Origin of the sequence: Variovorax sp. Varisp36 (genome assembly GCF_047304235.1) — a bacterium.
Taxonomy (GTDB): Bacteria; Pseudomonadota; Gammaproteobacteria; order Burkholderiales; family Burkholderiaceae_C; genus Variovorax.
The window spans coordinates 1-19164 of record NZ_JBGLYU010000037.1 but is presented as its reverse complement, the minus strand read 5'-3'; the positions used below and the strand labels follow the sequence as shown (position 1 = coordinate 19164).

The 19164-nt window shown below is 68.1% G+C and carries 19 protein-coding genes and 1 pseudogene; 9 read left to right on the top strand and 11 right to left on the bottom strand.

The features are described from left to right. Positions 1 to 78 precede the first annotated feature (78 nt). Positions 79 to 1425 (top strand): UDP-glucose dehydrogenase family protein, encoded by a 1347-nt coding sequence (locus ACCD11_RS20430; protein WP_413315235.1) that lies wholly within the window; start codon positions 79 to 81, stop codon positions 1423 to 1425. Here ACCD11_RS20430 and ACCD11_RS20425 read toward each other — a convergent pair. The 3 genes from ACCD11_RS20425 to ACCD11_RS20415 form a co-directional block, all read right to left on the bottom strand. Continuing rightward, positions 1411 to 2550, bottom strand: coding sequence for a CaiB/BaiF CoA transferase family protein (locus ACCD11_RS20425; protein ID WP_413315234.1), 1140 nt, complete (start codon positions 2548 to 2550; stop codon positions 1411 to 1413). The two genes, ACCD11_RS20430 and ACCD11_RS20425, sit on opposite strands and share 15 nt — an antisense overlap. Positions 2551 to 2657: 107 nt before the next feature. Then, on the bottom strand, positions 2658 to 3635 hold the full coding sequence (locus ACCD11_RS20420; RefSeq protein ID WP_413315233.1) for a Bug family tripartite tricarboxylate transporter substrate binding protein: 978 nt from the start codon (positions 3633 to 3635) through the stop codon (positions 2658 to 2660). A 36-nt stretch (positions 3636 to 3671) separates the two neighbouring features. Continuing rightward, on the bottom strand, positions 3672 to 5366 hold the full coding sequence (locus ACCD11_RS20415) for an acyl-CoA dehydrogenase family protein (RefSeq protein ID WP_413315232.1): 1695 nt from the start codon (positions 5364 to 5366) through the stop codon (positions 3672 to 3674). Positions 5367 to 5458: 92 nt separating this feature from the next. Between ACCD11_RS20415 and ACCD11_RS20410 the strand changes: the two genes are divergently transcribed. After that, positions 5459 to 6439, top strand: coding sequence for a LysR family transcriptional regulator (locus ACCD11_RS20410; RefSeq protein ID WP_413315231.1), 981 nt, complete (start codon positions 5459 to 5461; stop codon positions 6437 to 6439). Here ACCD11_RS20410 and ACCD11_RS20405 read toward each other — a convergent pair. From ACCD11_RS20405 to ACCD11_RS20390, 4 genes are all read right to left on the bottom strand, one after another. Beyond that, complete coding sequence (locus ACCD11_RS20405; protein WP_007838336.1) at positions 6436 to 7470, bottom strand: serine/threonine protein kinase; 1035 nt, start codon at positions 7468 to 7470, stop codon at positions 6436 to 6438. The two genes, ACCD11_RS20410 and ACCD11_RS20405, sit on opposite strands and share 4 nt — an antisense overlap. A gap of 34 nt (positions 7471 to 7504) precedes the next feature. Continuing rightward, on the bottom strand, positions 7505 to 8620 hold the full coding sequence (locus tag ACCD11_RS20400) for a DUF2855 family protein (RefSeq protein WP_413315230.1): 1116 nt from the start codon (positions 8618 to 8620) through the stop codon (positions 7505 to 7507). A gap of 160 nt (positions 8621 to 8780) precedes the next feature. Beyond that, on the bottom strand, positions 8781 to 9206 hold the full coding sequence (locus ACCD11_RS20395) for an organic hydroperoxide resistance protein (protein WP_007838334.1): 426 nt from the start codon (positions 9204 to 9206) through the stop codon (positions 8781 to 8783). A 92-nt stretch (positions 9207 to 9298) separates the two neighbouring features. Further along, positions 9299 to 9754 (bottom strand): MarR family winged helix-turn-helix transcriptional regulator, encoded by a 456-nt coding sequence (locus ACCD11_RS20390; RefSeq protein WP_413315229.1) that lies wholly within the window; start codon positions 9752 to 9754, stop codon positions 9299 to 9301. A 123-nt stretch (positions 9755 to 9877) separates the two neighbouring features. Here ACCD11_RS20390 and ACCD11_RS20385 point away from each other — a divergent pair, with 123 nt between their 5' ends. Then, a complete protein-coding gene (locus ACCD11_RS20385; RefSeq protein WP_042674346.1) occupies positions 9878 to 11485 on the top strand; it encodes a glycosyltransferase family 39 protein in 1608 nt (535 codons plus the stop codon). Between the two features lie 21 nt (positions 11486 to 11506). On the opposite strand, the pseudogene ACCD11_RS20380 reads toward ACCD11_RS20385, so the two are convergent. Continuing rightward, positions 11507 to 11701 (bottom strand): annotated as a pseudogene (locus ACCD11_RS20380) (nodulation protein NodJ); the annotation flags it as partial. Between the two features lie 70 nt (positions 11702 to 11771). Here ACCD11_RS20380 and ACCD11_RS20375 point away from each other — a divergent pair. The 3 genes from ACCD11_RS20375 (at position 11772) to ACCD11_RS20365 (ending at position 13657) form a co-directional block, all read left to right on the top strand. Beyond that, positions 11772 to 12089, top strand: a complete 318-nt coding sequence (locus ACCD11_RS20375) for a hypothetical protein (protein WP_413315228.1) — start codon at positions 11772 to 11774, stop codon at positions 12087 to 12089. A gap of 513 nt (positions 12090 to 12602) precedes the next feature. Next, a complete protein-coding gene (locus ACCD11_RS20370) occupies positions 12603 to 13319 on the top strand; it encodes a hypothetical protein (protein ID WP_413315227.1) in 717 nt (238 codons plus the stop codon). A 2-nt stretch (positions 13320 to 13321) separates the two neighbouring features. Further along, positions 13322 to 13657: a DUF2645 family protein gene (locus tag ACCD11_RS20365; protein ID WP_413315226.1), complete on the top strand. Its 336-nt coding sequence runs from the start codon at positions 13322 to 13324 to the stop codon at positions 13655 to 13657. A 208-nt stretch (positions 13658 to 13865) separates the two neighbouring features. On the opposite strand, the gene ACCD11_RS20360 is transcribed toward ACCD11_RS20365, so the two are convergent. Both ACCD11_RS20360 and ACCD11_RS20355 read right to left on the bottom strand, forming a co-directional pair. Next, complete coding sequence (locus ACCD11_RS20360; RefSeq protein WP_413315225.1) at positions 13866 to 14693, bottom strand: ABC transporter permease; 828 nt, start codon at positions 14691 to 14693, stop codon at positions 13866 to 13868. A gap of 118 nt (positions 14694 to 14811) precedes the next feature. Continuing rightward, on the bottom strand, positions 14812 to 15759 hold the full coding sequence (locus ACCD11_RS20355; protein ID WP_007829692.1) for an ATP-binding cassette domain-containing protein: 948 nt from the start codon (positions 15757 to 15759) through the stop codon (positions 14812 to 14814). 185 nt (positions 15760 to 15944) lie between these two features. Between ACCD11_RS20355 and ACCD11_RS20350 the strand changes: the two genes are divergently transcribed. Genes ACCD11_RS20350 through ACCD11_RS20340 form a run of 3 tightly spaced genes read left to right on the top strand, consistent with a single transcriptional unit; the run spans position 15945 to position 18042 of the window. Further along, positions 15945 to 16787 (top strand): hypothetical protein, encoded by an 843-nt coding sequence (locus ACCD11_RS20350; RefSeq protein ID WP_413315224.1) that lies wholly within the window; start codon positions 15945 to 15947, stop codon positions 16785 to 16787. Then, the gene (locus tag ACCD11_RS20345) at positions 16784 to 17464 is read left to right on the top strand and encodes a hypothetical protein (protein WP_413315223.1); all 681 of its coding nucleotides are present in this window, start codon (positions 16784 to 16786) and stop codon (positions 17462 to 17464) included. Before ACCD11_RS20350 ends, ACCD11_RS20345 begins: the two co-directional genes overlap by 4 nt. A gap of 50 nt (positions 17465 to 17514) precedes the next feature. Continuing rightward, positions 17515 to 18042 carry a hypothetical protein gene (locus ACCD11_RS20340; RefSeq protein WP_007829689.1) on the top strand — a complete coding sequence of 176 codons (528 nt, stop codon included), beginning with the start codon at positions 17515 to 17517 and terminating at the stop codon, positions 18040 to 18042. A 12-nt stretch (positions 18043 to 18054) separates the two neighbouring features. On the opposite strand, the gene ACCD11_RS20335 is transcribed toward ACCD11_RS20340, so the two are convergent. Further along, positions 18055 to 18945, bottom strand: a complete 891-nt coding sequence (locus ACCD11_RS20335; RefSeq protein WP_413315222.1) for a LysR family transcriptional regulator — start codon at positions 18943 to 18945, stop codon at positions 18055 to 18057. Between the last annotated feature and the right edge of the window lie 219 nt (positions 18946 to 19164).

Here is a 19164-nt window from a genome sequence, read left to right as displayed (position 1 = left end):
ATTTGTTTTGAAGGCTTGCATCCTGCTTTTATCTCACAACCGCGCCCTCCACCAGCGTCGGGCGCCATGGGCCCGCCCATGAAGGTCAGCATCTTCGGCGCCGGCTACGTGGGCCTGGGCTTCGCCGCCTGCCTGGCCGAAGCGGGCCACGAGGTGCTCTGCGCGGACACCGACCCGGCGCGCATCGAGGGCCTGCAGCGCGGCCTGATGCCGCTGCACGAGCCCGGTCTGGAGGCACTGGTCGTCGCCGGCCTGGCCGCCGGAACACTGCGATTCACTGCCGACGAGCGCGACGCCTGCCTGCACGGCGACGTGCTCTTCATCGTGGTGAACACGCCGGCCGATGCCGATGGGCGGGTCGACCTGCGGCACGTGATCGCGGTGGCGGCCGGCATCGGGCATCACCGCGACCGAGAGGCGGTGGTCGTGTGCAAGTCGACCGCGCCCGTGGGCACGGCGGCGCAGGTCGAGGCCGTGCTGAACGGCGAGCTTTCGCGGCGCGGTGTTGCGCCTCGCATCGCGGTGGCCGTGAACCCGGAGTTCCTGCGCGAAGGTTCGGCCGTGCGCGACTGCCGGCGGCCGGACCGCGTGGTGATCGGCAGCGAAGACCCCTGGGCCGTCGACCTGCTGACCCGGCTCTACGCACCGTTCGTGCACGACCCCAGGCAGGTGCTCGTGATGGACCGCCGCTCGGCCGAACTGACCAAGTACGCGGCCAATGCGATGCTCGCCACCCGCATCAGCTTCATGAACGAGATGGCGCGCGTGGCCGAGCATGCGGGTGCCGACATCGAGATGGTGCGGCGTGGCATCGGCGCGGACCGCCGCATCGGGCCCGACTTCCTGCAGGCCGGCGTGGGCTATGGCGGCTCGTGCCTCGCGAAGGACGTGCGGGCGCTGACGCATGCGGCCGAACGCGACGGCCACGTGCTGCGCATCCTCTCGGCGGTCGAGGCGACGAACTACGCGCAGAAGGGCCGGTTGTTCGATCTGATGGTGCACCACTTCGAAGGCCGCATCGCCGGCAAGACCATCGCCGTGTGGGGCCTTGCCTTCAAGCCCGACACCGACGACATGCGCGACGCGCCCAGCCTCGTGCTGCTGGAGCGCCTGCGGGCGGCCGGCGCGGGCGTGCAGGCCTACGACCCGGCGGCGATGCCGAATGCGCGCAGCCTCGTCGGCGAGCGCGACGATGTGCGCTGGTGCGCCACGGCGCAGGAGGCGCTGAGCGGCGCCGACGTGCTGGCGCTCGTCACGGAGTGGCCGGAGTTCCGCCGGCCCGACTTCGCGCGCATTGCGAAGGAGCTGCGCACGCCGGCCATCTTCGACGGCCGGAATCTCTACGACGCGGCCGAGGCCGAGGCCGAAGCCGCGGGCATCGCGTACTACGGCATCGGCCGCGGGCGATCTTCACTGTTGCGTTGAATCGCCCAGGGGAAGGAACGCCTCGCCCGGCGTGAGCGGCGCATGCCGGTAGCTTGCCGGCGTGCGGCTCAGCTTGACCGGCGCGCCGATGCCGCGGTAGCCGCCGGGCATCTCGACCACCATCTCGCGGTGCAGCGTGTGCGGGTGCTGGAGCGCGGCATCGACCGGCAGCACCGGCGCGGCGGGCACGCCGGCGGCCATCAGCTGCTCGACGAGCGCGCGGCCGTCGAACACGGCCATAGCCGCTTCGAGCTGCTGCTTGAGTCCGTCGCGGTGCACCGAGCGCGCGCCGGCCGTGCGGTAGAGCGGATCGTCCGCCAGGTCGGGCAGGCCGATGCAGCGGCACAGGCTCGCGAACTGCCGGTCGTTGCCGACCGCGACGAACACGGGATCGGTGCCGGTGGCCAGCGCGTCGTAGGGATAGATGTTCGGATGCGCATTGCCGGTGCGGCGCGGCGCGGTGCCGTCCATGAACCAGTTGGCGGCGTGCGGATGCAGCAGCGAGAGGCCGCTGTCGTACAGCGCCGCCTCCACGAACTGGCCGCGTCCGCTGCGGTTGCGCTCCTGCAGCGCGAGCAGCACGCCGATCACCGCGTTGAGGCCCGTCACCATGTCGACCACGGGCAGGCCCACGCGCAGCGGACCGCCGTCGGCCTCGCCGTTGATGCTCATGATGCCGGTCATGGCCTGCACGGCGGCGTCGTAGCCCGGCAGCGCGCCCAGCGGGCCATCGGCGCCGAAGCCCGACACGCGGCACCACACCAGGCGGGGGAAGCGCTTCGACAGTGCTTCGTAGCCGATGCCCCAGCGCTCCATGGTGCCGGTCTTGAAGTTCTCGATCAGCACGTCGGCCTCGGCCACCAGAGCGAGCAGTGCGTCGCGGCCTTCTTCGGTCGAGAAGTCGAGGTGCTGCACGCGCTTGTTGCGGTTCAGGCCGTGGTAATACGAAGCCACGCCTTCCTTGAACGGCGGGCCCCAGGTGCGCGTGTCGTCGCCCTGCGGCGGCTCGACCTTGAGCACGTCGGCGCCGTGGTCGCCGAGGATCTGGCCGCAGTAGGGACCGCCGAGGATGCGGGAGATGTCGAGGACTCGGATGCCTGCGAGGGCGCCTAGGGCTTGTGTCATTTCTTGTTCCTTTTGTCTTGTCTTTCGGGGCGCGTGCACAGGCCGCCGGGTACTCCCCTGCGCGAATGTCCCCCATCGGCGTGAGCGCGCCCCGAACGACAGCGGTATCAATCGAGCTGAGCCCCAGACTTCTTCACCACGTCCTTCCACTTGGCCGACTCGGCGCCAATGAACTGCCCGAGCTTCTGCGGTGACGTATCGGCGGGCACCTCGAGGCCCTGGGACGCGAACATCTGCTTCACCTTGGGCGAGTTGAGCACCTCGGCGAAGGCATGGTTGAGCTTGGTCACGCGGTCGGCGGGCGTGCCGGCCGGCGCGACGATGCCGAAGAACACGCTCACGTCGTAGCCCTTGTAGCCCTGCTCCGAAATCGTCGGCACGTCGGGCAGCGCCTGCGAACGCGCGACGGTGGCCACGCCCAGCGCGCGCAGCTTGCCGGCCTTGACGTAGGGCAGTGCGGTGAGGATGTCGGTGAAGGTCATGCTCACCTGGTTGCCCAGCAGGTCGTTGAGCGCGGGGCCCGTGCCCTTGTACGGAATGTGCTGCAGGTCGGTGCCCGCCACCGAGTTGAACAGCACGCCCGCGAGGTGCGACGACGCGCCGTTGCCCGACGAGGCATAGCTCAGCTTGCCGGGGTTGGCCTTGGCGTAGGCCACGAGCTCGGGCACGTTCTTCACCGGCAGCGCGGGGTTCACCACCAGGATGTTGGGCAGGTAGCCGACCTGGATCACCGGTGCGAAGCTTTTCACCGGGTCGTAGTTGATCTTGCGGTACAGGCTCGCGTTGATGGCCAGCGGGCCCGAGGTGCCGAACATCAGTGTGTGGCCGTCGGCCTCGGCGCGCGCCACGTACTCGGCGCCGATGTTGCCGCCCGCGCCCGCACGGTTCTCCACGATCATGGGCTGGCCGAGACGGTCCTTCATCCCGGCGGCGAGCGTGCGCGCCATCGCGTCGGTGGGGCCGCCAGGCGGGAAGGGGACGACCAGCATCAGCGGCTTGGTGGGAAAGGCATCGGCCGCGTGAACGACCGGCAGTGCCGTGATGAACGTGGCGCAGGCGGCCAGCAGGAAGGTGAGGCGTTTCAAGGGATGTCTCCGATTCTTGTGAATTGACAAAGAGGCTCAGGCGAGCGCTTTCGCAGGGCGCACCGCGGCGGCGTTCCAGTCCGCGGGCATGGCATCGGGCGAGAGCGGGTCGCGCGGCAGCACGCGGTGCAGCAGCACCAGCTGGGCCCAGCGCAGGCGCGCAGCGGAGCCGCCGTGCGCAGCCTCCCAGGCCATCGCGATGGCGCTGGTGCAGTGGTAGAGCGCCGAGGCGGCCTGGCGCGCGAGCACGTCGCCGCCTTCGCGCGCGGCGGTTTCGGCCAGCGCGGCGGCGCGCTCCAGCGCATCGCGCAGCGCCTTGGCGAAGCCGGGGGCGAGCGCCGCGTCGTCGAGCAGCTTCTCGCAGTGCGCGCGCAGCACCGGCAGCGAGCCTTCGCGCTTCACCGCGCGGATCACGTCGAGCGCCACGATGTTGCTCGTGCCCTCCCAGATCGAGCCCAGGTGGGCGTCGCGCACGAGGCGCGCGTCGCTCCACTCCTCGATGTAGCCGCAGCCGCCGCGCACTTCCATCGCGTCGCCCGTGACCTTGCGCGCATCGCGGCAGGCGCGGAACTTGATGAGCGGCGTGAGGATGCGCAGCAGCGCATAGGCGTCGGGCTCGCCGGCATCGGAGCGGGCCAGCGCCAGGGCGGTCTGGCACACCATCGTGCGTGCCTGCTCGGCGGGCAGGCGCAGCTTGTCGAGCTGGCGCTGCATCAGCGGCATCTGCTCGAGCGTGCGGCCGAAGGCGCGGCGTTCCGAGGCGATGAACTCGGCCTCGGCCACCGCGCGGCGCATCAGGCCGGCGGCCCGCACGCCGTTCGACAGGCGCGAGTTGTTGACCATGTCGGCCATCTGCACGAAGCCGCGGCCCGCTTCGCCCACGAGGTACGCGACCGCGCCTTCGAGGCGGATCTCGCCGCTGGCCATCGAGCGCGTGCCGAGCTTGTCCTTCAAACGGATGATGCGGTAGTGGTTGAGGCTGCCATCGTCGAGCCGGCGCGGCAGCAGGAACAGCGACACGCCCTTCATGCCCGCCGCGCCATCGTCGGCGCGTGCGAGCACCATCGCGAAGTCGGCGTCGGGGTTGGAGCAGAACCACTTGTCGCCGGTAAGGCGCCAGCTGCCATCGGCTTCGGCGTGCGCCATGGTGGCGGTGGCAGCGATGTCGGAGCCGGCGGCCTGCTCGGTCATGAACATCGCGCCCTGCGCGAGTTCGTCGAAGTCGAGCGAGGTCAGGCGTGGCAGGTACCTGGCGACCAGCGCGGGGCTGCCGAACTTCTTCAGCGTGCGCGTGAGCGAGTCGGTCATCGACACCGGGCAGCACAGGCCGAACTCGGCCTGCACGAACAGGTAGGTCAGCACGTATTTCACGAGCGGCGGCATCTTGCCCTTCCAGCCCAGCGTGTCGTCGCGGTGCGAGATGGCGGCCAGGCCGAACTCGGCGAGCGCGAGGCGCTCCATTTCCACGTACGCGGGGTGCTTGACGACCTTCTGCTCGTCGAGACCGGTGCGCGTGCGCTGCTTCAGCGTGGGCGGGTTGCGGTCGGCGGTGCCGGCCAGCTCGTCGAGCAGGCCGCCCGCGAGGCCGCCCAGGCGCTCGAAGTGCGGCCGCATATGTTGCCGCAGGTCGTCGGGCAGGTAGAGCGCGAGCAGGGCGTGCAGCTCGGCATCGGTGGTGAACAGGTTCTGGCCGTGGCGATCGGGAATCGGGTGGGCGTGCTCTGCGGACATGCGCTTTGTCTCCTTGGTTCGCCGCATTGTTGAAGCCGCAACGATCCGTGTCTAATATCAATTTGGTCTTGTTCGATTCGATCTGACTATCCATGGAACTGCGGCACCTGCGCTACTTCTCCGTGCTCGCCGAAGAGCTGCACTTCGGGCGCGCGGCGCGGCGCCTGTCGATCTCGCAGCCGCCGCTGTCGGTGGCGATCCGGCAGCTGGAGGACAACGTGGGCGCGCGGCTGTTCGAACGCAACAGCAAGGAAGTGCGGCTCACGCCTGCCGGCGAGGCGCTGCGCATCTCGGCGCGGCGCGTGCTGTTGCAGGCGGAAGAGGCCGCCATCGAGGCGCGCGATGTGGCGCTGGGCTCGGCGGGTCGGCTGCGCATCGGCTTTGTCGGCGCGATGCTGTACCGGGGCTTGCCGCAGGCACTGCGTGCCTTTCAGGCGAAGCACCCGGCGGTGCGCATCACGCTGAGCGAACTCAACTCCGGCGTGCAGATCGCCGAGCTGCTGAACGACCGGCTCGACCTCGGCTTTGCCCACACGCGCCGCGTGCCCCTCGAACTGCAGCACCGGCTGCTGCTGTCCGAGCCCTTCGTTGCCTGCCTGCCGGCCGGGCATGCGCTCGCCCGCAAGCGCGTGCTGGCGCCGGCCGACCTGCGCGAGCAGCCCTTCGTGCTGTTCTCGCGCGAGGCCTCGCCCGACTACCACGAGCGCATCCTGTCGATCTGCGCCGACGCGGGCTTCCTGCCCGAGGTGCGGCACGAGGTGCGCCACTGGCTGGCCGTGGTCTCGCTGGTGTCGCAGGGCATGGGCGTGGCGCTGGTGCCGCAGGCGATGCGGCATTCGGCCTTGCGCGGCGCGGTGTTCAGGCCGCTCGACCGGGTGGTGGCGCAGTCGGAGGCCTATGGCATCTGGCGCGCGGGGCCGAGCAACGTGCTGGTCGAGCGTCTGCTGCAGGGCGTGGCCGACGTCCAACCGGCCGCCGCCGGGCCGCCCCAAGGCGGCCGGGCCTCCCCCACGGGGGGTGGCGAATTACACGCAGCGAAGCGAAGTGAAAAGCCGGGGGGCCGGCATCCCTAGGCGTAGAGCGGCTCTTCCGCCATCTGCTCGCACTGGTCTTCCAGCACGAGGATCTGCCCCTTCCAGTAGTCGCTGGAGCCGAACCACGGAAAGTTGATCGGAAAGATCGGGTCTTCCCAGCGCCGTGCCAGCCACGCGCTGTAGTGAATGAGCCGCAGCGTGCGCAGCGGCTCGATCAGCGCCAGCTCGCGCCGGTCGAATTCGCGGAACTGCTCGTAGCCGTCGAGCAGGCCCGACAGCTGGGAGGTGCGCTGTGCGCGGTCGCCCGACAGCAGCATCCACAGGTCCTGCACCGCGAAGCCGGTGCGCGCGTCGTCGAGGTCGACGAAGTGCGGGCCGCCGCCAGGGCGGTCGGTGGGCGTCCAAAGGATGTTGCCGGGGTGCACGTCGCCGTGCAGGCGCAGCTTGCGGGGCTTGAAATCGGAGGCCGGCGGCTGCAGTGCGAGAGCGGTTGCGCGGACCATGTCCAGCGCCGCGTTGCAGGCCGTTTCCCAGTCGCGCTGCACGTCGAGCGGGATCTTGTCGTTCTCGAGCAGCCAGTCGCGCGAATCGAGGCCGAAGGTCTGCAGGTCCAGCGCGGGGCGGGCCTCGAAAGGCTTGGCGCTGCCCACGGTGTGGATGCGCGCGAGGAAGCGGCCGACCCATTCGAGTACTTCGAAGTCGTCGAGCTCGGGCGCGCGGCCGCCGCGGTAGGGGCTCACGCTGAACCCGAAGCCGGCGTGGTTGTGCAGGGTGCGGCCGTCGAATGCCAGCGGCGCCACCGCGGGCACTTCCGCCGCGGCCAGTTCGAGCGAGAAGCCGTGCTCCTCGAGGATCTCGGCCTCGCTCCAGCGGCCGGGGCGGTAGAACTTGACCACCACCGCCGAGCGATCCTCCAGGTAGACCTGGTAGACCCGGTTTTCATAGGAGTTCAGGCCGGTGAGCCGGCCGTCGCCGTGCAGGCCGAGGGTCGCGAGCGCGTCGAGCACCACGTCGGGCGTGAGGCTCTCGTAGGGATGGGTGTTGGCGGGCGCTGCGGGAGAAGGGGTCATGCAGCGATTGTCGCCACACGGGCCCCGGGGGGCGTTACAGCCCGCCCGGTTGCTTGTAAAGCGAAAGGATATGCCCGGTGCGCGGGTCGCCCTTGCCGGCCAGCACCTGCGCGTAGGCGGCCTGCACGGCTTCGCCGCCATGGTGGTGCTCGGCGTGCAGCCAGGGGTTGTTGACGTCGGTCACCGTGGCGAGGAAGTTGCGCCAGGCCGCCACCATGCGCCGGCCGAATTCGTCCGTGCCCCATTCGGCGGTGCGCTTCTTGATCTGCGCCGGTGCGAAGAACAGTGTGGCGCGCGGGCCCGACAGGGCCTTGCCCGCGCCCTTGGAGGCGAGTTGCTCCACGTGCGTGCCGCCGATCGAACAGCTGTACTTCAGATTCGTGAAGCGCTCGTGGATGGCGTTGCGCAGCCCGCCGTTGCCGGCGAAGTCGACGTACACGCAAGGCGTGTCCGCCGCGATGCCGTCGAGCGCGTCGTAGGTCATCACGCGGTGGTAGCAGCCCAGGCTTTCGCAGAAAGCGACGTTGGCTGGCGAGGTCAGGCCGATCACCTCGATGCCCTTGCGCTGGTGCAGCTGAAAGGCCGTGCCGTAGGCCGTCTTGCTCGATGCGCTCGACAGCAGCATGGTGCTCGCGCCGAAGAAGTCGTTGTCGGCCATGAAGTCGTCGATGAGCCACGAGGTGATGAACAGCGGGCGCAGCAGCGCCTGCAGGTCTTCGGTTTCGGTGGTGTAGAGCGGGTCGGCGTTGCAGCGGAAGTACTGGTTGTAGACCGCGGGCAGCTCGGCGCGGTGCGCGGCGGCGTCGGTGAAGCGCGCGACCGACAGCCGGTCGGGGCTCAGCACCGCGCTCGAGGCCATCGGCCAGTAGCCGTAGAGCCGCTCGCCCACCGCCACGCCGGGGTGCAGCGACTGCACCACGCTCGCAAAGCCCCACACCGGAATGCTGCCCCAGCCTTCTTCCTCGGACGGAAAGAACTGCCAGTAGCTCATCGCCTCGCCGAAGGCGGCGTAGGTGATGTTGTTGGAAGTGAGCGCAAAGCTGTCGATGCGCACGCGCACCTGGCCGTCGGTGAGCGGCTCGTCGCTGGCGGTGTGCAGGCGCGTGGTGGCGAGCTGGTCTTTGCGGATGAGAAGGCTGGTGGTGCTCATGAGCGAGGCTCCGGGCGGTTGGTATGCGGCTACGTTAGCCAGCCTCGATGAAAGGCGCCACCGCGCGGCGCGTTTGCGCGTCACCCGTGAGACATCGGCGGGCATGAAAAAAGCGACCCGGCTTGTGGCCAGGTCGCTTCTTCGCGTGTGCAACAAGCGGTCAGGCGATCGTCAATTCGACGTCGATGTTGCCGCGCGTTGCGTTCGAATACGGGCACACCTGGTGAGCGGCGTCGACCAGCTTCTGCTTGGCGTCGGTGTCCAGGCCGGGCAGCGTGATCGCCAGCTTCACGGCGATGCCGTAGGCGGCGCCGCCGTTCGTTGGGCCGAGCGAAACGCTGGAGTCGATGGCGACGTCCTCGGGCACCTTCACGCCGATCTTCGGGCCCACGGCCTTCATCGCGCCGATGAAGCAGGCGGCGTAGCCGACCGCGAACAGCTGCTCGGGGTTGGTGCCGGGCTTGCCGGAACCGGGCGAGCTCAGCTTGACGTCGATGGCGCCGTCGCTGGACTTGCCTGCGCCGTCACGGCCGCCGACCGTGTGGGCTTCTGCGGTGTAGAGCACTTTGTCGAGCTTGGTGGTCATGGTGATTCCTTTGGTGATGATGGAGGAGGGTGGTGAAAAGCTTCGTTCTTTCCCGAGGGGGCGATCGAAGCGGGAGAAAAAGTTGCGCTGCGTCAGGCCGCTTTCCTGATGCGGTCGCGCAGGGCCTGGATCTGCTGGGTGAGCGAAATCAGCTCGGGCACCGAGCACTGGGCCGCCGCCATCAGGCACTCGGGCACGCCGGCCGCGCGGCCCTTGAGCTTGCGGCCGGCGGATGTCAGCGTGATGTGCACGCGGCGCTCGTCGGCCACGTCGCGCACGCGGGCCACATAGCCGTTGGCCTCGAGGCGCTTGAGCAGCGGCGTGAGCGTGCCGGAGTCCAGAGACAGGCGATCCCCGAGCGCGGAGACCGTGGGGCCGTCCTGCTCCCACAGGGCGAGCATCACGAGGTACTGGGGGTAGGTGAGCTGCAGCTTTTCCAGCACCGGCTTGTAGAGCCGCGTCATGGCCAGCGAAGCGGAATACACGGCGAAACACAGCTGGTTGTCCAGCTTGAGCATTTCGTCGGCGGGGGCTGGGGTGGAGCGCATGGGCGAATTGTAGCGAGCAATTGAATTGTGTGCAATGTAAAGACAAGGTAAACGGCGTGCCACACTTAAGGCTTTGGTTTCGCTCCCGCTTTCCGTTCCGCCCAGCACCCCGCCCGATTCCGTATGCGCCCCTCTCCGATTCCTTCGGCAGGAACCATTCCGGCCCGCGCTGTTCCGTCTCCCGCCGCGCATCGCGACATCCTGTGGGCCCTGGGTGCAATGCTGCTGCTGTGGACCCTCTCGATCGCCGGGTTCTACCCGACCCCGCCCTGGGACAACGTCGAGGAGCTGTTCTGGGGCGGCAGCTTCGAATGGAGCTACTACAAGCATCCGCCGCTGCCGAGCTGGCTGATGGGCGTGCTGATCCACTTGGGCGGACGCCAGCCCTGGCTGACCTATGCCGCCGGCGTCGGCTGCGGGGTGGGCGCGCTCTACCTCGTCTGGCGCTGGTCGACCGCGCTGGTCCATCCGGCCCGCGCGGCTCTGGCCGTTCTGCTCGGCTCGCTGGTGACCTACCACGTGCAGCGCGCGGTCGTCTACAACCACAACACCGTGCAGCTGCTGCCGCTGGCCGGCTACTGGTGGATGCTGTGGCGCGTGCTGCATGCGCCGTCGTCGTCGAGGCTGCGGGACTGGGCCTGGCTCGGTGTCTTTGCGGCGCTGTCGATGCTCACCAAGTACAGCGCGGTGGTGCAGTTCGCGGTCGGCGCGGCCTTCATCGTGAGGCAGGGCCAGTGGCGCGACGCGCAGGTGCGGCGCGGGCTGCTGCTGGCGGGCGGCGTGGCGTTGCTGCTGATGGCGCCGCACCTGTGGTGGGTGCTGGAGCACTCCGCGCGGACGATCGCCTACGCGCGCCATTCCGTCCAACCGGCGGGTGGGCACGGGTACGGCCTGCGCCATCTGGTGCACGTGTTCGTGGTGCAGGTGGCCCGGCTGTCGCCGATGCTGCTGCTGGCCGGCTGGGCCTGGTTCACACGCGCCTCCGTGGCGCCGCCGCCGCTGTCCTCGGCCGCCACGCCGGGACTGAGTGCGTTCGACCGGCGCTTTCTGGCCTGGGCCACGCTCGGGCCCGCGTGCCTGGTGTTTCCCGCGGCCATCCTGCTGAAGATCCCGCTGGCTGCGTCCTGGCTCACCACCTTCTTCCTGCCGGCGGCGCTGTGGGCGGTGGCCGTGCTGCCCGGCCTCGAGGCGGAGCGCTGGAGCCGCCGCCGGTGGCGCGGCGTCGTGGCCACCGTGGTGGTGCTGCATGTGGCCGGCGCGCTCGGCCAGGGGTGGGTCGACGGTGTGCTGAGCAGGCGGCTCGGCTACATCACGCGCGCCAACCTGCCGGCCGGGGCAGTCGCCGATGCCTTGCGCGCCATCTGGCACGACCGCGCCGGCGACCGGCCGTTCAGGCTGCTCGTCGGCGACACCTGGTTCGCGGGCGCGGTGGCGCTGAAGATGGACCCGTCGATGCAGCTGCTGATCGACGGCGACGAGCGCAACTCCCCCTGGCTGGCCCCCGGCGCGCTGGAGCGTGAAGGCGGCATGGTGCTGATCCTCGACACGCAGGAGTTCCGCTCCGAGGGCGCCTTGCTCGAACCCCGGCTCGCGCAGGCTGATTGCCGCGGCACGCTGGACATTCCCTGGGCCGGCACCGACGAGCGCAACAGCTTGCGCGTGCGCTGGGGCATCGTGCTGCCGCACGGCGAGCATGGGGCGAAGAACTGCGGGGCGCACGCGCGTCAATGACGCCGACGCCGCCGGGGCTCGTCAGCCCCTGAACCGCTTGCGCGTCAACGCCAGCGCGATCCAGAAGGCGACGACCGCATAGACGGCCAGCACCGCCGCGTGCACCCACCAGCCGGTCGGCCACTGGTCCATGAAGAGGGGCCGCACCAGCGCCACCGCGTTGGTCAGCGGCAGCCACGCCGCCACGGCCCTCACCGCCGAGGGCAATTGCTCCACAAAGTGAGGAGATCGGGTTGACGCACACGACTGATCGACGATAGGCGACCGCACGGCCCGTCATGCCCTGTTGGAGGCGCCGCCCATTACTCCGCTGACGGCCTTCGTGCGGCAGCTGCGCGATAAGCCGGAGGGACCTTATGCTGAGCCCTATTTCGACCCATGCGACGGAGGCACAGCCGCCGAGTGTCTCTTCCCGCTCGAGGCACCTGGACCGCGTGCGATCAAGTCTGGTTCTGTCTCGCGCAACAATCCGGACGAGACTGCAAAGAACTTCTTCGTACTCCACCAGGAAGCTGGCATCGACCGCACGCGCACGATTGTTTGGAACATCGTCCCGTGGCATGTCGGCAACGCCCAGCAGAGCAAGATCTGGCCGGTGACCTGAGCGGACCTTTCCAAGGCACGCGGTGCTCTGGAAGCAGTGCTGCTTCATTTGTCGGCATTGCGCTTCATTGTTTTGGTCGGTCGCGAGGCCGCCTTGGCTAGCGAATCGATCGGCCAGATCGCCCGACGAGCCCAGCTGTTCTTGATGCCGCATCCAAGTCCCAGCAATGTCAACCGCAGACTAACGGACCGTCGCGAAATCGCTGCTTCGCTGTGCAGGTTGAGGGAAAGGCTCAACGCAGTGAGAGCATTCTTCTGTTCCGCCTGGAGGCAGCAAAACGCCGTATCCGTGCAATCCATCACTCTCCGGACGGTCCATGGCCGTGCGAAAGATAACTCTTCACCTCATTTGCAGGCAACGCGGCCGCACATAATGAATCGGGCGCCTTCCAACATCAGAGAGTCCGGGGTCGAACCTGATGGCGTGGGGACGAAATCGTTTCTTCGCATGCGGGGGATCTCGTCAGAGCAGCTATCCACCGGACTGATGCCTCGGACACATAGGGAGAAAAATATGAGTGGCCGTGAATTCTGCGCACCAGACAATTCCAACTATCCGAAGTGGTCAAGTTGGGATGTCTTCAAATGGCAAGCGCTCTCTGAGAAGTTTGGTGGCGGCCGCGCGTACCTGACCGCCTATAAGGACGGCTGGGTTGTCTACAACAAGAACCGAATCGTCGAGATCGCCAAGCAAGAAAAGATACCGCCTGTCCTCCTCGCATCCGTCGCATGGGCCGAAGTGGGGGGCAAGCCCGATGGCACCAAGAAACCAGTATTCTTCGAACGATCCTTACAGACTTGGTTCAATCAAAGGGGCGGCGCGCCAGGCATTTATGACAAGCCGCCTGGAGGCACTTCCGTTGGCGCCGTCAGCATCCAAATGCGCAATGCCGCAAGAGAATTGGGCTTGTCCATCGAGGAAATGTCCTTCTCCGATCAGGTGGCCATGTTGAACTGCCTCAATACAGACGTCTTCAATCTGACGGTGGTCGCCAAGCATCTACGTGGCTTGGTCCTGCACGACTACCCGAGCGCAGGTACAGCCCATTTGACCGATGAGCAGTTCATTGCCGCGGGCGCGCGCTACAACCGGGGGACAACTCGCCCGCTGGCGGATATCACGAACTCGATCAAGCTCCCGCCGGGTGCCAGGGGCCGGGAATATTCAGAGTACGGACGCAGAATGATTGAGCATCGAGAGCATGTTTCACGCCTGCTCAACAGATTCTGAGCATGAAGAAACTTGGCGCGATCGGCATGTCGTTCTACGCACTTCTGTGCGTGGCAGTTATGTTCATGATGCCGATGAACGAGTACGAATGGATGCTCGACGATCCCAAGGCGCGCGCTGACGGCCTCACCTTTTGCGGGTTGCCCCTTGATGACGGAATCGACGCCAGAATCATCGCGCTCATCGTGCTGTTGCCCCTCGTTATCGCGGGCTGCGCGCTATCCGCAAAGAAGCGCCGGATTCATTACTCCGCCTGGCTCGCATTGGTGGTGCTATTGGTTTGGGGTTGGCGTTTTTTTGTCCACTACCCGCTTTGCCCCGGGCGAGAGGCTTTCTAGGAACATTGGACTCATCGTCCCGAGTACAACCTTCGGGGCAGTACGGTTGGGATGACGCCTTCCCCTCGTGCTAGAAATTCGCGATAAGCAACTTGCGCGACGCGGGCACGGCGACCAGTCTTCAGCTCCCGAGCGTTTCGGCAAGCAGCCTGAGTACGATGGAATCGGCGCCCGTGCGAGACCTAGCCCTGGGAAAACAAGAGAACAGCTACCCCCGAAATCTCTTCCGAGTCAACGCCAGAGCCACCCAGAAAGCCGCAACCGCATACACAGCCAGCACCCCCGCATGCACCCACCAGTTCGCTGGCCATTGGTCCATGAACAGCGGCCGCACCAGCGCCACCGCGTTGGTCAGCGGCAGCCACGCCGCCACGGCCCTCACCGCCGAGGGCAATTGCTCCAGCGGAAAGAACACGCCGCTCAGGAACATCATCGGCGTCATGAACAGCGTGAAGTAGTACGTGAAGAAGTCGTAGCCCTTCGCCAGCGCATTGAAGATCAGCGCGATCGACGAGAAGGTGATGCCGGCGCCGACCAGCACCATCCACGCGACGACGAGTTTCGGGCTGTGGCTGATGCCCAGCCCGAGCATCACGAACAGGATCGCCGTGACCGTGAAGATCGACTTGAACGCGGCCCACAGCATCTCGGCCAGCACGATGTCGTCGAGACCGACCGGCGCGTTCATGATGCCGTCCCAGGTCTTCTGCACATGCATGCGCGAGAACGCCGAGTACAGGGCCTCGAAGCTCGCCGCGTTCATCGCGCTCATGCAGATCGAGCCGCTCGCCAGGAACAGGATGTACGGCACCTTCATGCCGTCGACCGACACCTGCCCCACCAGCGCGCCCATGCCGTAGCCGAAGGCGACGAGCCAGATGAGCGGCTCGGCGATGTTGCCGATCAGGCTCGGAATGGCGAGCTTGCGCCACACCAGCAGGTTGCGCAGGAACACGGGCCACCAGCGCAGCGAGAGTTCGGGCGCGCGCCACACGGAAGGCGCAGGCGGCGACGCAGCGGTCGCAATGTTGTTCATGATTTCCTCTCCATTTCAGGAATACCGCGGAACCGGCTTTGCCGGGCCGCTGGTATTGCCCCCGGCGAGGGGGTAGGAGGCCACACGAAGTGGGCAAGCCTGGGGGTGTGCCGCATTCTTAGCCGTCCTCCCGGATCTGCCTGCCGGTAAGCTTGAGGAACAGGTCCTCCAGGTTCGCGGGCCGATGAAAAGTGCGCAGGCCGCTGTGTCGCGTCAGCGCATCGAGCAGCCGCCGCGCGTCCTGCGTGTAGAAGAAAACGGTCTCCCCGCTGACCTCCACGCGTGCTGCCATCGCCTTCAGTTCGGGTGAGTCGGCCAGCGACAGCGCGCCGTTGCCGTACACCTCGACCACGTCGGGTTCCAGGTGCTCGGCGATCAGGTCGCGCGGCCGGCCTTCGGCGATCTTGCGGCCGTGGTCGAGCACCAGCAGGCGCGAGCACAAACGCTCGGCCTCGTCCATGAAATGCGTGGTCAGCAAGATCGACTTGCCCTGCTGCAGCAAGACCTGCAGCCGCTCCCACATGAGGTGCCGCGCCTGCGGATCGAGCCCGGTGGTCGGCTCGTCGAGCAGCAGCAGCCTGGGATCGTTGACCAGCGCGCGCGCCAGCGACAGCCGCCGCCGCATGCCGCCCGACAGTTCGCCCGGCTTCGCATCGGCCTTGTGCGACAGCGCCGCGAACTCCAGCAGCTGCGGCACGCGAGCGCGCACCTGCGCCTTGCCGAAGCCGAAATAGCGGCCGTACACCACGAGGTTCTCGGCGCAGCTGAAATCCGGGTCGAGCGTGTCGAACTGCGTCACCACGCCGAGCTGCGCCTTGATGGCCAGCGCGTCGCGCGGCATCTGCAGCCCCAGCGCGGAGATGTCGCCGCCGTCCGGCGCGGTGAGGCCCAGGCACATGCGGATGGTGGTGGTCTTGCCCGCGCCGTTCGGGCCGATCACGCCCAGGCACTCGCCGGGCGCGATCTCGAACGAGAGGTCGTCGACGACGGTGGTGCCGCCGTAGCGCTTGTGCAGATGGCTGGCGTGGAAGAGCGGAGACTGAATGGAGGATTGTGTGGGTGGCACGCGGCCATTCTGACGCAGCCGTGCCGCGGGCGCCCCATCGCTTCAATCGATGGACAACCGCGCGTGTTCGGGGCCACTACATGGCGGGCGCGTCCGGCGGACCCTCGATAACCCGGGTCGAACCGCACGCCGGCGGCGGCACAATCGACGCCAAGAATGGCGTTTGTGCGGTGGGAGGCCCAAAGATGCTGCGTTTCTGGCTGGCGCTGCCGGTGCTGATGCTGTTCGGCGCCTGCGCACCTTTTCATCGGCCGCTGGCGGTTGCGGACCGCGACAAGGTTCAGGAAGTCGACGTGCGCGTCGTCGTTGCGCAGGAGAGCTTCATGTTCTCCGCGCAGCCCCCCGGCGTGAGCGCGGCCACGGGCGGCGGGCTGATCGGCGCGCTGATCGATTCGTCGGTGCAGCAATCGCGCCAGAAGGACATGAGCGCCGAGGTGCAGGCCATCGTCGGACCGCTGCTCGACTACGACTACCGCGTGGAGGCGGGCAAGGCCCTCGGCACGCTGCTGGCCGAGCCGAGTTCGTTCCCGCTGAAGATCCGCTCGTCGCAGGTGCTCGCGGCCATGCCGGCGAAGGTCGAGCATGAGGCCCGCATCGCCGCCACGAAGGCAGGTCCCGCCTACATGGTGCTGCTGCTGCAGTACGCGCTGGAGCCCGGCCTGGGCGCCTTCACCACGCGAACCTCGGCCCTGCTGTGGCAGGACGGCCGCAGCGAGCCGAGCTACCGCGCCGCCGCCATCTTCCAGACACCCATCGGCGGCACGGCGCGCGCCGCCGTGCTGCGGCGGCTGACGGCGAACGACGGGCAGGTGCTGCGCGGCGTGATGCGCGAGTCGATGGCGCAGACCCTGCATGCGGTGGCGCTGGACATTGCCGGCGCCCGCTCCGGCGGCGTGAAGACCGCGCGCTTCAACGTCAACGGCTCGTGGGTGACGCTGGCCGGCCAGGGCTTCGACGAGCAGCCGGGCCGCGTGCTGTTCCGCGACCAGGACGGCGCCATGTATTCGGTCAGGAGCGCCGCGCCATGAGGCTGTGCCAAGAACAACTCGCCGCTGCTGCATTCGCCGCGCTCTGCGCCCTGCCCACCCTCTCGCACGCCCTCACCGAGAGCGAGCCGCTCTCCATGGTCTTCGAGCCGGCGCCCGAACCGGCCGAGCGGCCCAACGGCGTACCGGCCGCACCGCTGCGGCTCGCGCGCGACTGCACGCTGTACCTGTCCGCGATCGAGGACACGCGCAGCAACAAGGTCAACGCCGGCAACCTCACGGTGATGATGCCGACGGTGCACGCCACGCCCCGGTCGGTGCAGTCGCTGCGCAGCGGCGACGCGACGGCGTGGACGCGCGGGGCGCTGCAGTCGCTGGGCCGCTATGGACTCCAGGCGGTGCCGGGGGCGCCGCCCGCAGGCGACAGTGGCGCCAGGCAGGCTGTGGCCGACGTTGCGCTGCGCCTCGCCCATGCGTGGTCGGTGAACCTGAACCTGGTTTCGCATGTCGTGCTCAAGGTGAGCTACCGCCTGCCCGGTGGCGGGACCGCCGCGCGCCAGTACCACGGCATGGGCACGCGCACCAACTGGACCAGCGCCAACGGCGAGTTCATGTCGGTGCTGAACCTCGGCCTTGAAGAAGCGGTGCGCGGCATGGCGATCGACGCCGCCTCGCTCTGCGACGGCAGGCCGCTGCCCGAGCCGGTGGGTGCGCCATGAAGCGCGCGCTGAAGCTGCACCTGACGTGCGGCGTTTTGCAGGAATCGCAAATGGCGGCCTTCGTCGTGGTGTGCGAGCAAGTCGGGCTCAAGCCGATGCTGATCGACCTCGCCCACGGCGAGCAGAAGCAGCAGCCCATCGCCACCGGCTGGCTTCGCGGCACGCTCGAGGAAGCGAAGGCCGAGGCCATGGCCTTGGGGCAATGGCTGGCGCGCGCGGGCATGGCGGTGCGGCGCGTGAAGATCGAGGCGTCGGTCCAGGGCTGGGAGCGGCTGAGCCAGCCCGACCAGTATTTCGAGTGGCGCGGCAAGCTGCTGCTGCACAACGCATCCGCGCTGCAGCACCTGTGCGAGACGCACGGTGCGCGGCTGTCGCGCAACAGCCTCATGGGCGAGACCGGCATGCGCTTCGTCACGCTGCGCAGCCGCGAGCCGCTGGCCGGGTTCAAGGCCCGGGTGGCGGCGCTGGCTGGCCAGCTGGAACGCGAAGGCTGGCTGCCGCTGAAGCAGGACAGCGAGATCTGCCTGCACGACAGCCGCGAATCGCTCGACGACGGCTGGCCGGGCAGCGCCGCTTGACGCCGCCCGGGCTCAGAGCCTGAGGCCGCTGAACTCCATCTTCATCCACTCGATGAACGCCCGCGTGCGCGCGGGCAGCAGCCGCGCGTTGGGATAGATCACGCTCACCGGCCGCGGCGGCGGCTCGAAGTCTTCGAGCACCAGCTTCAACCGGCCCTGCACCACGTGCGGCATCACCTGGTACGAGAAGAAGGTGCCGAAGCCCATGCCCGCCGCGCACGACTCGATGGCCGGGGCCAGGTGGTTGAACTCCAGGCGGTTGTTCGGCGTCACGCTGATCGTCTTGCCGCCGTCGCGGAACAGCCACTGCGCCGGTGCGTCGATGCGGCCGCGCACGCAGGGCGCACCGGCCAGGTCGCGCGGATGCCGTGGCGTGCCGTGCTGCGCGAGGTACGCAGGGCTCGCGGCCACCACGCGGCGGATGGTGCCGAGCGTCTGCGCCACCAGCGACGAATCTTCCAGCGGGCTGATGCGGATGCCCACGTCGATGCCCTCCTCGAGCAGGTTCACGGTGCGGTCGTACAGGCGCACGCTACAGCGCACCTTTTCGTGGCGCTGCATGAAGCGCACGATGGCGGGCGCCACGTACATGTGGCCGAAGAGCACCGGCGCGGTGATCGTGAGCTGGCCCGCCGGCTCGCGCGCCTCGGCCTTCAGCGCGAGGTCGGCGGCGTCGGCCGCGAGCAGCACTTCGCGCGCGCTCGGCAGGTAGTGGCGGCCTTCCTCGGTGAGCGACAGCCGGCGCGTGGTGCGGTGGAACAGTCGCACGCCCAGGTGCGCCTCCAGCGCGGCGAGCGAGCGCACCACTGCCGGCAGCGAGCTGCCGAGCGCCTCGGCGGCGCGAGTCAGGCTGCCCTGGTCGGCAATCTGAACGAAGGTCTGCATGGCCTTGAAACGATCCATGGCGCGATTAAACCGGAAAACGCAGCAGTCAAATACTGAATTGGCTATTCATTCATCTGATGCAAGAGAGAACAATCCAGGCAACGCCCCCGCCATCCTCAAACAAGGAGTTCCCATGACCACCGCCCCCCCCCCCCAGCCCCACAAACTCTAATGTTGCGCCAAAAAGGGCCCCCTGCATAGCGTGGGCCTGTTACAAGCGATGATCGGCCGGCCCAT

What these genes read in the sequence shown, in the direction of transcription:
- ACCD11_RS20395 (WP_007838334.1), bottom strand. Translation starts at nt 9,206, where the DNA reads ATGACCACCAAGCTCGACAAAGTGCTCTACACCGCAGAAGCCCACACG.
- ACCD11_RS20385 (WP_042674346.1), top strand. Translation starts at nt 9,878, where the DNA reads ATGCGCCCCTCTCCGATTCCTTCGGCAGGAACCATTCCGGCCCGCGCT.
- ACCD11_RS20425 (WP_413315234.1), bottom strand. Translation starts at nt 2,550, where the DNA reads ATGACACAAGCCCTAGGCGCCCTCGCAGGCATCCGAGTCCTCGACATC.
- ACCD11_RS20370 (WP_413315227.1), top strand. Translation starts at nt 12,603, where the DNA reads ATGAGTGGCCGTGAATTCTGCGCACCAGACAATTCCAACTATCCGAAG.
- ACCD11_RS20335 (WP_413315222.1), bottom strand. Translation starts at nt 18,945, where the DNA reads ATGGATCGTTTCAAGGCCATGCAGACCTTCGTTCAGATTGCCGACCAG.
- ACCD11_RS20415 (WP_413315232.1), bottom strand. Translation starts at nt 5,366, where the DNA reads ATGTCCGCAGAGCACGCCCACCCGATTCCCGATCGCCACGGCCAGAAC.
- ACCD11_RS20360 (WP_413315225.1), bottom strand. Translation starts at nt 14,693, where the DNA reads ATGAACAACATTGCGACCGCTGCGTCGCCGCCTGCGCCTTCCGTGTGG.
- ACCD11_RS20405 (WP_007838336.1), bottom strand. Translation starts at nt 7,470, where the DNA reads ATGACCCCTTCTCCCGCAGCGCCCGCCAACACCCATCCCTACGAGAGC.
- ACCD11_RS20365 (WP_413315226.1), top strand. Translation starts at nt 13,322, where the DNA reads ATGAAGAAACTTGGCGCGATCGGCATGTCGTTCTACGCACTTCTGTGC.
- ACCD11_RS20350 (WP_413315224.1), top strand. Translation starts at nt 15,945, where the DNA reads ATGCTGCGTTTCTGGCTGGCGCTGCCGGTGCTGATGCTGTTCGGCGCC.
- ACCD11_RS20340 (WP_007829689.1), top strand. Translation starts at nt 17,515, where the DNA reads ATGGCGGCCTTCGTCGTGGTGTGCGAGCAAGTCGGGCTCAAGCCGATG.
- ACCD11_RS20345 (WP_413315223.1), top strand. Translation starts at nt 16,784, where the DNA reads ATGAGGCTGTGCCAAGAACAACTCGCCGCTGCTGCATTCGCCGCGCTC.
- ACCD11_RS20430 (WP_413315235.1), top strand. Translation starts at nt 79, where the DNA reads ATGAAGGTCAGCATCTTCGGCGCCGGCTACGTGGGCCTGGGCTTCGCC.
- ACCD11_RS20410 (WP_413315231.1), top strand. Translation starts at nt 5,459, where the DNA reads ATGGAACTGCGGCACCTGCGCTACTTCTCCGTGCTCGCCGAAGAGCTG.
- ACCD11_RS20390 (WP_413315229.1), bottom strand. Translation starts at nt 9,754, where the DNA reads ATGCGCTCCACCCCAGCCCCCGCCGACGAAATGCTCAAGCTGGACAAC.
- ACCD11_RS20400 (WP_413315230.1), bottom strand. Translation starts at nt 8,620, where the DNA reads ATGAGCACCACCAGCCTTCTCATCCGCAAAGACCAGCTCGCCACCACG.